General features: G+C 52.9%; 15 protein-coding genes. 10 read left to right on the plus strand and 5 right to left on the minus strand.

Annotated features, from left to right (window positions below):
- Nucleotides 1-24 precede the first annotated feature (24 nt).
- The 9 genes from thpR to panD all read left to right on the plus strand — a co-directional run bounded on the left by thpR (nt 25) and on the right by panD (nt 7,185).
- Nucleotides 25-555, plus strand: a complete 531-nt coding sequence (gene thpR / locus KQJ19_RS05555) for an RNA 2',3'-cyclic phosphodiesterase (RefSeq protein WP_216403412.1) — start codon at nt 25-27, stop codon at nt 553-555.
- Between the two features lie 15 nt (nt 556-570).
- A complete protein-coding gene (gene sfsA / locus KQJ19_RS05560; RefSeq protein WP_016151742.1) occupies nt 571-1,275 on the plus strand; it encodes a DNA/RNA nuclease SfsA in 705 nt (234 codons plus the stop codon).
- A gap of 177 nt (nt 1,276-1,452) precedes the next feature.
- Nucleotides 1,453-1,908, plus strand: a complete 456-nt coding sequence (dksA, locus tag KQJ19_RS05565) for an RNA polymerase-binding protein DksA (protein WP_003018625.1) — start codon at nt 1,453-1,455, stop codon at nt 1,906-1,908.
- Between the two features lie 70 nt (nt 1,909-1,978).
- Nucleotides 1,979-2,875 carry a tRNA glutamyl-Q(34) synthetase GluQRS gene (gluQRS, locus tag KQJ19_RS05570; RefSeq protein WP_181221214.1) on the plus strand — a complete coding sequence of 299 codons (897 nt, stop codon included), beginning with the start codon at nt 1,979-1,981 and terminating at the stop codon, nt 2,873-2,875.
- A gap of 71 nt (nt 2,876-2,946) precedes the next feature.
- A complete protein-coding gene (gene pcnB, locus KQJ19_RS05575; protein ID WP_216403414.1) occupies nt 2,947-4,341 on the plus strand; it encodes a polynucleotide adenylyltransferase PcnB in 1,395 nt (464 codons plus the stop codon).
- Complete coding sequence (gene folK, locus KQJ19_RS05580) at nt 4,338-4,817, plus strand: 2-amino-4-hydroxy-6-hydroxymethyldihydropteridine diphosphokinase (RefSeq protein WP_016155713.1); 480 nt, start codon at nt 4,338-4,340, stop codon at nt 4,815-4,817. The genes pcnB and folK overlap by 4 nt, the downstream gene beginning before the upstream one ends.
- A gap of 120 nt (nt 4,818-4,937) precedes the next feature.
- Nucleotides 4,938-5,729 carry a 3-methyl-2-oxobutanoate hydroxymethyltransferase gene (gene panB, locus KQJ19_RS05585; RefSeq protein ID WP_003829230.1) on the plus strand — a complete coding sequence of 264 codons (792 nt, stop codon included), beginning with the start codon at nt 4,938-4,940 and terminating at the stop codon, nt 5,727-5,729.
- 125 nt (nt 5,730-5,854) lie between these two features.
- Nucleotides 5,855-6,709 carry a pantoate--beta-alanine ligase gene (gene panC, locus KQJ19_RS05590; protein ID WP_049281550.1) on the plus strand — a complete coding sequence of 285 codons (855 nt, stop codon included), beginning with the start codon at nt 5,855-5,857 and terminating at the stop codon, nt 6,707-6,709.
- A 95-nt stretch (nt 6,710-6,804) separates the two neighbouring features.
- Nucleotides 6,805-7,185, plus strand: a complete 381-nt coding sequence (panD, locus tag KQJ19_RS05595) for an aspartate 1-decarboxylase (RefSeq protein ID WP_000621526.1) — start codon at nt 6,805-6,807, stop codon at nt 7,183-7,185.
- Nucleotides 7,186-7,191: 6 nt separating this feature from the next.
- Here the strand turns inward: panD and KQJ19_RS05600 are convergent, their stop codons facing one another.
- The 4 genes from KQJ19_RS05600 to KQJ19_RS05615 all read right to left on the minus strand — a co-directional run bounded on the left by KQJ19_RS05600 (nt 7,192) and on the right by KQJ19_RS05615 (nt 10,720).
- Nucleotides 7,192-8,421, minus strand: coding sequence for a polysaccharide deacetylase family protein (locus KQJ19_RS05600; protein WP_216403413.1), 1,230 nt, complete (start codon nt 8,419-8,421; stop codon nt 7,192-7,194).
- A 61-nt stretch (nt 8,422-8,482) separates the two neighbouring features.
- Nucleotides 8,483-8,923 carry a PTS sugar transporter subunit IIA gene (locus tag KQJ19_RS05605; RefSeq protein WP_016151735.1) on the minus strand — a complete coding sequence of 147 codons (441 nt, stop codon included), beginning with the start codon at nt 8,921-8,923 and terminating at the stop codon, nt 8,483-8,485.
- A gap of 103 nt (nt 8,924-9,026) precedes the next feature.
- Nucleotides 9,027-9,797, minus strand: a complete 771-nt coding sequence (locus KQJ19_RS05610; RefSeq protein ID WP_003829467.1) for an ABC transporter permease — start codon at nt 9,795-9,797, stop codon at nt 9,027-9,029.
- Nucleotides 9,794-10,720, minus strand: a complete 927-nt coding sequence (locus KQJ19_RS05615; protein ID WP_046275357.1) for an ABC transporter ATP-binding protein — start codon at nt 10,718-10,720, stop codon at nt 9,794-9,796. Before KQJ19_RS05615 ends, KQJ19_RS05610 begins: the two co-directional genes overlap by 4 nt.
- Before the next feature lie 101 nt (nt 10,721-10,821).
- Here KQJ19_RS05615 and can point away from each other — a divergent pair, with 101 nt between their 5' ends.
- Nucleotides 10,822-11,511: a carbonate dehydratase gene (can, locus tag KQJ19_RS05620; RefSeq protein WP_016151733.1), complete on the plus strand. Its 690-nt coding sequence runs from the start codon at nt 10,822-10,824 to the stop codon at nt 11,509-11,511.
- A 70-nt stretch (nt 11,512-11,581) separates the two neighbouring features.
- Here can and hpt read toward each other — a convergent pair whose 3' ends face one another.
- Nucleotides 11,582-12,118: a hypoxanthine phosphoribosyltransferase gene (hpt, locus tag KQJ19_RS05625; RefSeq protein WP_016151732.1), complete on the minus strand. Its 537-nt coding sequence runs from the start codon at nt 12,116-12,118 to the stop codon at nt 11,582-11,584.
- Nucleotides 12,119-12,134: the final 16 nt, after the last annotated feature.

The raw sequence follows: 12,134 nt of genomic DNA on the forward strand, positions 1-12,134 counted from the left end.
TTAATTCATAACCGAGTATCCATCATGTCTGAGCCAAAAAGGCTGTTCTTTGCGATTGAATTGCCTGGCGAGGTTCGGGAGCAGTTAATCCACTGGCGGGCCGCGCAGTTCCCCCCTGAAGCGGGTCGTCCCGTCGCCGCCGATAATCTGCATCTGACGCTCGCCTTTTTGGGCGACGTCAGCGCTGAGAAGCAGCATGCGTTAATGCAGCTTGCGGGGCGTATTCGCCAGCCGGGTTTTACGCTCAAACTCGACGATGCCGGGCAATGGCTGCGCTCGCGAGTCGTGTGGTTGGGAATGCGTCAGCCGCCGCGCGGGCTGCTGCAGTTGGCGAACATGTTGCGGGCACAAGCCGCACGCAGTGGGTGCCACCAGAGCCCGCAGCCGTTTCACCCGCATATCACGATGCTGCGTGACGCCGGTCACGCGGTATCTATCCCTCCGCCAGGGTTTGGCTGGTCGTTTCCGGTAACGGAGTTTGGGCTTTATTCCTCCTCATTCATGCGAGGACGCACGCGTTACACGCAGTTGCAACGCTGGACGCTGACTGAATAATCAAAGGAACTGTTCATGCAATTTTCTCCACCTTTACAACCTGCAACGCTCATTCAGCGCTATAAGCGTTTTTTAGCGGATGTGATCACACCGGATGGCACAACGTTAACGCTACACTGCCCCAATACGGGAGCCATGACCGGCTGCGCAACGCCGGGAGATACTGTCTGGTATTCGACATCAGAAAATACCAAACGAAAATATCCACATACCTGGGAATTAACGCAAACCCAATCCGGTGCACTTATTTGTGTTAACACGCTGTGGGCCAATAGATTAACGAAAGAGGCTATTCAGCGTTCGTTAATTTCGGAAGTTTCAGACTACAGCACCTTGAAAAGTGAAGTAAAATACGGCGCCGAAGGGAGCCGCATCGACTTTTTGTTACAGGCGGATTCCCGACCTGACTGCTATATTGAAGTGAAATCAGTCACGTTGGCGGAAAAAGATCAGGGTTATTTTCCCGATGCCATCACTGAACGAGGTCAGAAACATCTTCGGGAATTGATGAGCGTAGCGGCCGAAGGCAAGCGCGCGGTGATATTTTTCGCGGTGTTGCATTCAGCCATTACACGGTTTTCACCCGCGCGCCATATCGATGCAAAATATGCGCAATTATTAGTTGAAGCACAGCTTAAGGGGGTAGAAATTCTGGTTTATAAAGCGGAACTTTCTGCCCATGGTATGACTCTTAAAGAGCCGTTGCCCATTACCTTGTAATGGTGTAAACATTCGGTTAATTAGTATTCTGGGCGCGTGGGCAAATACGCTTTTCCTCACAGGGTTGTCAAGTGTTACGTTTAGATAATTGCTATCCGGAAAAGCATCTGCTATTTATAGCGACCTGATTTTTCCCCCGAACATGGGGATCGATAGTGCGTGTTAAGGAGAAGCAACATGCAAGAAGGGCAAAACCGTAAAACATCGTCCCTGAGTATTCTCGCCATCGCTGGGGTGGAGCCGTACCAGGAGAAACCGGGCGAAGAGTATATGAACGAAGCCCAGCTGTCGCACTTCAGGCGTATTCTTGAGGCATGGCGTAATCAACTTAGGGATGAAGTTGATCGCACCGTATCTCATATGCAAGACGAAGCGGCTAACTTCCCTGATCCGGTGGACCGCGCCGCACAGGAAGAAGAATTCAGCCTTGAGCTGCGTAACCGTGATCGTGAGCGCAAACTGATCAAAAAGATCGAGAAGACGCTGAAGAAAGTAGAAGACGAAGATTTCGGCTACTGCGAATCATGCGGCGTAGAAATTGGTATTCGCCGTCTGGAAGCGCGTCCGACAGCCGATCTGTGCATCGACTGTAAAACGCTGGCAGAAATCCGCGAAAAACAAATGGCAGGTTAATTCCGGTCATTTTTACCACGTTTACTTCAGGCGGGAGCTTCTCCCGCCTTATTATTTGTTAGCCCGCAAAATGAGCGATTCACATTATATTGGCCGCTTCGCCCCTTCCCCCTCTGGCGAACTCCATTTTGGTTCACTGATTGCCGCCCTCGGGAGTTACCTGCAGGCCCGTGCTCGTCGCGGAATCTGGCGGGTACGCATTGAAGATATTGACCCCCCTCGTGAAGTTCCCGGTGCTGCAGACACGATTCTGCGTCAGCTGGAACATTACGGACTGCACTGGGATGGCGATATTTTATGGCAATCCCAGCGTCATGACGCCTACCGCGAGGCGCTAGCCTGGCTGCATCAGCAGGATCTGAGCTATTACTGCACCTGTACACGCGCGCGTATTCAAAGCGTCGGCGGTATTTACGACGGTCATTGCCGTGAGCTACGCCACGGGCCTGAACAGGCGGCGGTCCGCATTAAGCAACGCCATCCGGTGATGCAGTTTACGGACCAACTGCGCGGTGTGATTCAGGCTGATCCGCGGCTTGCAAGGGAAGATTTTATTATTCACCGTCGCGACGGGCTGTTTGCCTATAACCTCGCGGTGGTGGTGGACGACCACTTCCAGGGCGTGACGGAAATTGTGCGCGGTGCCGATCTTATCGAACCGACGGTACGGCAAATTTCGTTGTATCAACAGTTCGGCTGGCAAGCGCCGGACTATATTCATCTGCCGCTGGCGCTCAACGAACAAGGCGCTAAACTTTCAAAACAAAATCATGCACCTGCACTGCCGCAAGGCGATCCACGCCCGGTGATTGTTGCTGCGCTGCGCTTTCTCGGCCAGCACTCCGATATCCCGTGGCAGGAGATGCGCGTGGATCAGATTCTCACGTTTGCCATTGAAAACTGGAGTCTGACAGCGGTGCCAGAATCGGCGATCGTAAATCCGCCATTCTCAAATGCATCATGCTGAGCTATGATTAGCCGCTATTTTTACACAGCAACACTTGTTCTGATTGAAGTTTGACACTACCGAGGTGCACTATTTTTACCCGAGTCGCTAATTTTTGCCGCAAGGTGCTAAGCCGCGAGGAGCGCGAGGCCGAGCTCGCCGTTGCCCGTCCACACATGACGGTAATCCCGCGTGAGCAGCACTCTATCTCCCGCAAAGATATCAGTGAAAATGCCCTGAAGGTAATGTACAGGCTCAATAAGGCCGGATACGAGGCATGGCTGGTTGGCGGAGGCGTACGCGATCTTTTGCTGGGCAAAAAGCCGAAAGATTTTGATGTCACGACTAACGCCACGCCAGATCAGGTGCGAAAACTGTTTCGTAACTGTCGTCTGGTTGGTCGCCGTTTCCGTCTGGCCCATGTCATGTTTGGCCCGGAAATTATCGAAGTGGCAACTTTCCGTGGTCATCATGAAGGCAGCGAGTCCGATCGCACAACCTCACAGCGCGGACAAAACGGTATGCTGCTGCGCGACAACATCTTCGGCTCCATCGAAGAAGATGCCCAGCGTCGCGACTTCACGATTAACAGCCTGTATTACAGCGTGGCCGATTTCACCGTGCGTGATTACGTTGGTGGCATGCAGGATCTCGAAGAGGGCATCGTTCGCCTGATCGGTAATCCGGAAACGCGCTACCGCGAAGACCCTGTACGTATGCTGCGGGCCGTGCGCTTTGCCGCCAAGCTCGACATGCGTATCAGCCCGGAAACCGCTGAGCCAATCCCGCGTCTGGCAACACTGCTTAACGATATTCCCCCCGCACGCCTGTTTGAAGAAACACTCAAACTGTTACAGGCGGGCTATGGGTATGAAACCTATAAAAAACTGCGTGAGTACAGCCTGTTCCAGCCGCTGTTCCCCACCATTACGCGCTATTTCACCGAAGACGGTGACAGCCCAATGGAACGCATCATCGCTCAGGTGCTGAAGAATACCGATAACCGCATCCACAATGATATGCGCGTTAACCCGGCGTTCTTGTTCGCCGCCATGTTCTGGTATCCGTTACTGGAAGCTGCGCAGAAAATTGCCCAGGAAAGCGGTCTGGCTTACTACGATGCCTTCGCACTGGCGATGAACGACGTACTGGATGAAGCCTGCCGCTCGCTGGCGATCCCGAAACGTCTGACCTCGCTGACCCGTGATATCTGGCAGTTGCAGCTACGCATGTCTCGTCGCCAGGGCAAACGCGCCTGGAAGCTGATGGAGCATCCGAAGTTCCGCGCCGCTTACGATCTGCTGGCCCTGCGTGCCGAAGTGGAAAACAACGCTGAACTGCAGCGTCTGGCGCAGTGGTGGGGAGAATTCCAGGTTTCAGCACCGCCGGAACAAAAAGGCATGCTCAACGAACTCGACGAAGAACCGGAACGCCGTCGTCATCGTCGCCCGCGTAAACGCGCCCCGCGCCGTGAAGGTTCCGCGTGACCATCGCCTATATCGCTCTCGGCAGTAATCTGGCCTCTCCTCTGGAGCAGGTTAATGCTGCCGTAAAAGCGATTGGCGACATTCCCGACAGTCGTATCGTCGCTGTTTCCTCCTTTTACCGCACACCGCCATTAGGCCCACAGGATCAGCCAGATTACCTGAACGCCGCCGTGGCGCTGGAAACCACTCTCGCTCCCGAAGAATTGCTTAATCATACCCAACGCATTGAGCTGCAACAGGGACGCGTACGTAAAGCCGAACGCTGGGGGCCGCGCACTCTGGACCTCGATATTATGCTGTTTGGCGATGAAGTGATTAACACCGAACGTCTGACCGTGCCGCACTACGACATGAAAAACCGTGGTTTTATGCTGTGGCCGCTCGCTGAAATCGCACCTGAGCTTATCTTCCCGGAGGGTATCAGCCTGCATCAGCTCCTCACCCATCTTGGTGCCGCAAAACCTGCACACTGGTAAAGTATCCTCTCCCCTTCCGCGTTTACTACTTTAGTGCCAAACGGTTGCTTAAAACAATTGCCCCCCTGAATGTGACTGTTAGAATGCCGATAAATATGACTTTCATCATCAGGAAATGTTATGAAACCCACCACCATTTCACTGCTGCAGAAATGCAAGCAAGAGAAAAAACGCTTCGCAACCATTACCGCCTACGACTACAGCTTTGCTAAGTTATTTGCCGACGAAGGCATCAATGTGATGCTGGTTGGCGACTCGCTGGGCATGACGATTCAGGGGCATGACTCCACCCTACCGGTCACCGTTGAAGATATTGCTTACCACACTCGTGCCGTACGTCGTGGCGCTCCCAACTGTCTGCTGCTCTCCGACCTGCCATTTATGGCTTACGCCACGCCGGAACAAGCATTTGAAAACGCCGCTGTGGTGATGCGGGCGGGCGCTAATATGGTCAAAATTGAAGGCGGCGCCTGGCTGGTGGATACGGTAAAAATGCTCACCGAACGCGCCGTACCGGTTTGCGGTCATCTGGGATTAACACCGCAGTCGGTGAATATTTTCGGCGGCTATAAAATTCAGGGCCGCGGCGACGCCGGGCAGGTATTGCTGGATGACGCGCTGGCCTTAGAAGCCGCTGGCGCTCAGTTGCTGGTGCTGGAGTGCGTGCCGGTTGAGCTGGCGAAGCGCGTCACCGAAGCGCTGTCGATTCCGGTTATCGGCATCGGCGCAGGTAACGTCACCGATGGACAAATCCTCGTCATGCACGATGCCTTTGGTATTACCGGTGGCCACATCCCGAAATTTGCGAAGAATTTCCTCAATGAAGCAGGCGACATGCGCGCCGCAGTGCGGCAGTATATGGCTGAAGTGGAGTCCGGCGTTTATCCGGGCGAAGAACACAGTTTCCACTAATTTTTCAGGCCATATATCGGCCTGAAAAGCGTAGCGCCATCAGGCGGTTCGCTGCATGTTGCCGGATGGCGGCGTAAACGCCTTATCCGGCCTACGGTTCCTCAGGCAACTCAAGGAGTCTTGTCGTGTTAATCATTGAAACCCTGCCGCTGCTGCGCCAGCATATTCGTCGTCTGCGTCAGGAAGGCAAACGCGTCGCTCTGGTTCCCACCATGGGCAACCTGCACGACGGCCATATGAAGCTGGTCGATGAGGCAAAAGCGCGGGCTGATGTGGTGATCGTCAGCATTTTCGTCAACCCGATGCAGTTTGACCGACCGGACGATCTGGTGCGTTATCCACGCACGCTGCAGGAAGATTGTGAAAAGCTGAACAAGCGTAAAGTCGATTATGTTTTTGCGCCAGCCGTTGAGGAAATCTACCCGCAGGGGCTGGAAGGCCAGACGTTCGTTGAAGTTCCCGGTCTCTCCACCATGCTGGAAGGCGCCAGCCGTCCAGGCCACTTCCGTGGCGTTTCCACTATCGTCAGCAAGCTGTTCAACCTGATCCAGCCAGATATCGCCTGCTTTGGCGAGAAAGATTTCCAGCAGCTCGCACTGCTCCGCAAAATGGTGGCGGATCTGGGTTATGACATTGAGATCGTTGGCGTGCCGATTATTCGCGCCAAAGACGGTCTGGCGCTTAGCTCACGTAACGGCTATCTGACCGCAGAGCAGCGAAAAATTGCGCCGGGTCTGCACAAAGTGATGAACGGCATCGCTGAAAAGCTGCTTGCCGGCCATCGTGACCAGGAAGAGATTATTGCCATTGCCGAGCAGGAACTGAATGAAAAAGGCTTCCGTGCCGACGATATTCAGATTCGTGATGCCGACACGCTGCTGGAGCTGACGGAAACCAGTAAACGCGCGGTGATTCTGGCCGCCGCCTGGCTGGGTCAGGCACGTCTGATCGATAATCAAAGCGTTACATTAGCCCAGTAGACAGGGGTTAAAAATCAGGCAATACTGCCTGAGAATTTCTCAAAGCAGGCCAGTAGTGCCTGCTTAGCCAAGGTAAACGACAGGGTATAGAAGTTATGATTCGCACCATGCTGCAAGGCAAGCTCCACCGCGTAAAAGTCACGCAGGCGGACCTGCACTACGAAGGCTCCTGCGCCATCGACCAGGATTTCCTCGATGCCTCTGGTATTCTGGAAAACGAAGCTATTGATATCTGGAACGTGACCAACGGTAAACGTTTCTCAACCTACGCGATTGCGGCTGAACGCGGCTCCAGAATCATCTCGGTGAACGGCGCAGCGGCACACTGTGCTGAAGTCGGCGACATTGTGATTATCGCCAGCTTCGTCACCATGTCTGATGAAGAAGCCCGCACCTGGCGTCCGAAAGTGGCCTATTTTGAAGGCGACAACGAAATGAAGCGCACCGCGAAAGCCATTCCGGTACAGGTTGCCTGACAGCCCTTACCCCTGCGGCTGATTACTTATCAGCCGCGACATCGTCTCCAGCGAATCCGTTCTTAAAATATAAAGTCTTTTCAATAAGAACGGATTATCCCCCGGTTTAACCTTCCCTCTCACCGTGGTGACCGCCATGTGGAATCCCGCGTCGCCTGCCGCTTTTACTGCCGTGGCGTTATAGCCGCCAAACGGGTACGAAAGATAAAGAACGTGAGGGTTAAACTGAGACAACGCCCGACGCGAACGGGCAAAATCAAACAGAATATTGTGATAGCTGCGACTCAGCAGGATTGGCCGGTGATTCGCATCAACCCGATGTAAAAAATGGGTATGCGACTGGAAGTCGAACACGTCTTTGATCTCATTCAGTTCCGCGATGCTCATGAACTGCAGTGATTTCGGATCCCACTTCTGCGGGTGGCGCTTGATACGTGAAGAGATAATAAACGCCGTTGCCTTCATGCCGTGCTGCTTCAGAATCGGGTAAGCATAACGACTCACCGACTTCAGACCATCATCAAAAGTCAGCACCACCGCCCGCGCCGGGAGATTCATATTGTTGCGAACATAGCCTTCCAGTTGGTACATCGTCAACGTGGTGTAGCCGCGGTCCTGTAGCCAGGCCATCTGGTTGCTGAAGGCGCGTACGGAGGTTGTCGTAGAGGTGTGGCGAAAACGGGTATTCTCTTCATCGCGCAGAATATGGTGATAGGTTAACACCGGGATACCGTTGTCTTCCTGCGCATCCAGAGCGCTGATATAGGCCAGTCTGCCGCCAATACGGATCTGGTACCAGGTTTGGTTGAGACGGTCTTTAAGCTTGCTGATAACCGGATAACGCAGATTATCCGCCAGCACGCCAAACGGGGCGCTACCAACATCCGGAGCGTTATAAACCGGCGTATCTTTCCAGGTGATCAGGCTTTGGTTGCTGAGGGGTTTATTGAGATCGCCCAGACCATCGTCGACTTTCTGCCGCCCCTGCACTGGCTCCAGATGCCCCTTATCAATAAACCCGGTACCAAAACCAAAGGTAAATTCGTAATAGTCTGCCGCAATTGGCTCAACGGCGAGGATCTGCCCGGCGCGAATATTTCCTACCGTCACCATCTTGTTGCCAATCTGCGCCCACACGGCGGCCGCTTCGGTGGTTTGCATGTAGCGAGCAGGCAAAGCCGCAGCTATGCTGCCAGAAAACAGGAGCAATAAAACAAGCAGAACGCGCATCACCATATGAGATAACCGAGGCGAGAAACCCCGGCTATTGTAGCAAAAGCGCCATCAATACCAATGATTAATACTCATACAAATCATGCTTCAACACGAAGGGGGGATTTTTCTGTTGTTGATGCCAGAGGCTAGAGACTTCGGGCCCGCCAAGCGCAACGATGCTATCACGAAACGCAGAACTGCTCATCGATTCCCGCGACGAAAGCATTCGCTCAAGCAATGGATAACTGATACCTGAAATCACTTCACACTGGGGATGTTTATGGCTCATTAACGAAGCCACGCGGTAAGGCGCGGCCCCGGCCATATCCGTCAGGAATATCACACCCTCGCCAGAGTCTGTAGCATGCAGGGCATGACACATCATGCGGCTTAGCATATTCGAGCTAAGCCCACGCCAAAAACTCACCGCCTGGCATTGAACCAACGGGCCGTACTTTTTCTCCAGACGATGCAGCATATCCTGTGCCTTATCATCATGACAGGTAATTACCCAACCTAGCATTGCCTACCTCCTTAGCAGGCAAGTAGTTTATCAGGGTGATAAATCCGTAATGGTGATAAGCATCAAAAGTCTTCCTCTCCCTGGTAAGGAGAGGAAGAAAGACTTAGCTGCGCAGGCCGCGTCCGCGCTGAATCAGGTACCAGCACAGCAAATAAAATGCTGCGATAAACACCACCAGCACGCCAAAGGTGGTGACCAGCGGAACATCGTGGATCCCCAGGAAGCCGTAACGGAAACCGCTAATCATGTAGACAATCGGGTTCAGATGGGACAGTCCCTGCCAGAATGGCGGCAGCAGCGTTAACGAATAGAAAACGCCGCCCAGATAGGTCAGCGGAGTCAGCACGAAGGTTGGGATCAGGCTGATATCGTCAAAGGTTTTAGCGAAAACCGCGTTCAACAGACCGGCCAGCGAAAACAGCACCGCTGTTAACACCAGCGTAAGCGCCACAAAGACCCAGGAATGCACCTGGAACGGCACGAAGAACAGCGAAATCGCTGTTACCAGGATCCCTACGCACAGGCCACGCGCCACGCCGCCGCCAACAAAACCGGCGATGATCACGTGCGTCGGTACCGGAGCGACCAGTAGCTCTTCAATGTTGCGTTGAAACTTGGCGCTGAAGAATGACGATGCCACGTTGGCGTACGAGTTGGTAATTACCGCCATCATAATCAGCCCTGGCACGATAAACTGCATGTAGCTAAAACCATGCATTTCGCCGATTCGCGAGCCGATCAGGTTACCAAAGATTATAAAATAGAGCGTCATAGTAATGACGGGAGGAACCAGAGTCTGGACCCAGATACGCATAAAGCGGTGGATCTCTTTCGCCCAGATGCTTTTCAGCGCAACCCAATAAAGCTGCATCATGCGCGATCTCCTTGTTTTTCATGCACCAGAGAAACAAACAGTTCTTCCAGTCGGTTCGCTTTGTTTCGCATACTCAATACCTGAATGCCCTGGGCGCTCAGCTGTGAGAACACGCTGTTGACCCCCTGTTCACGCAGGACTTCCACTTCCAGCGTGGAGGTATCCACCAGCCGGTATTGATAGCCCTCCAGTTTTGGCAGCGGGCTTTTCGGTGCCAGATCGAGAATAAAGGTCTCGGATTTCAGCTTAGAGAGCAGGCTCTTCATCGAGGTGTTTTCCACCAGCTCGCCGTGCTGAATAATGCCGATGTTGCGACACAGCATTTCCGCTTCTTCGAGATAGTGAGTGGTCAGAATAATCGTGGTGCCTTTGTCGTTTAAATCCTTTAAAAAACCCCACATTGAACGACGCAGCTCAATGTCGACCCCCGCCGTCGGTTCATCAAGGATGAGTAATTTAGGCTCGTGCATTAGTGCGCGGGCAATCATCAGACGGCGTTTCATCCCGCCGGAGAGCATGCGCGCGCGCTCGTTACGTTTTTCCCATAAATCGAGCTGCTTTAAATATAGTTCGCTGCGTTTGACCGCCTCTTTATACTCAACGCCGTAATAACCCGCCTGGTTGACTACGATCTGCTGCACGGTTTCAAACGGGTTAAAGTTAAACTCCTGCGGTACCAGACCAAGCTGGCGTTTCGCATTAACGGTATCTTTTTCAAGATCGTATCCGAAGACGCTCACCCGCCCAGAGGTTTTATTCACCAGCGAGCTGATTATCCCGATGGTGGTGGACTTGCCTGCGCCATTCGGTCCCAAAAGCGCATAAAAATCCCCCGCTTCGACTTGCAAATCTATTCCGCGTAACGCCTGAACGCCACCGGGATAGGTTTTTTTAAGTTGTTGAAGTTCCAGAGCAATGGTCATGGTTTTTTACTTACCTTACATTCTAATGCTTGATATTTGGTTTTAATAAATCAGGAGTTAACCTATATTAGCGCAACGCAATTCAATTGGTTACAGCCTCCATGAAAGACATAGATACACTCATCAGCAACAACGCGCTATGGTCAAAGATGCTGGTAGAAGAGGATCCCGGATTTTTTGAAACGCTGACTCACGCACAAAATCCGCGCTTTTTATGGATTGGATGTTCCGACAGTCGCGTTCCCGCAGAACGTTTAACCGGTCTTGAGCCGGGTGAATTATTTGTTCACCGTAATGTTGCCAATCTGGTTATTCACACCGACCTGAACTGTCTCTCAGTGGTTCAGTATGCGGTGGATGTGCTGGAAGTGGAACATATTATTATTTGCGGCCACTATGGATGTGGTGGCGTACAGGCGGCTATTGAAAATAAAGAACAGGGGCTGATTGATAACTGGTTACTGCATATTCGCGATATCTGGTTTAAACACAGTTCACTGCTGGGCGAAATGCCGCAGGAACGTCGCATTGACACCCTGTGCGAACTGAATGTAATGGAGCAGGTCTACAACTTGGGCCACTCAACCATCATGCGTTCAGCCTGGAAGCGCGGTCAGAAAGTTACCATTCACGGCTGGGCTTACGGTATTCATGATGGCCTGCTGCGCGATCTGGACGTCACCGCCACCAGTCGCGAGACGCTGGAGCAGCGCTATCGCCAGGGGCTGTCTAACCTCAGCCAGAAACATACCAATCACAAGCAGATACCAACAAGCGGCAGCGACGCTTAAGTCGCTTTTCGGCCTGCGGGGAAGTATCGTGCAGGCCGAATAAGCAAAGCGCCATCAGGCGCTCCCGACATTACTCGTCCAGCAGCACCACTTTGCCAACGTACGGCAGATGGCGATAACGCTGGGCATAGTCAATGCCATAGCCGACAACAAACTCATCTGGGATAGAGAATCCGATAAACTCAACCGGAACATCCACTTCACGACGGGTAGGTTTGTCCAGCAGCGTACAAATAGCCAGGGATTTCGGCTCGCGCAGGCTCAGAATCTCACGCACTTTGGACAACGTGTTACCGGAGTCGATGATGTCTTCGACAATCAGCACGTCCTTGCCACGAATGTCTTCATCCAGGTCTTTCAGGATTTTAACATCGCGCGTGGTGGACATTCCGCTGCCATAGCTGGAAGCAGTCATGAAATCGACTTCGTGGGAGACATGCACTTCACGGCACAGGTCGGCCATAAACATAAATGAGCCGCGTAACAGACCAACCAGCACCATATCGCTGCCGCTGTCCTTGTAACGTTCGTTAATCTGACGTCCCAGTTCAGCAATACGCGCTTTGATCTCCGCTTCCGGGATCATGACTTCAACAGTATGTTTCATATCTCTAACCATATGA

This window comes from Citrobacter sp. S46_ASV_140, assembly GCF_018919545.1.
GTDB lineage: Bacteria > Pseudomonadota > Gammaproteobacteria > Enterobacterales > Enterobacteriaceae > Citrobacter > Citrobacter braakii.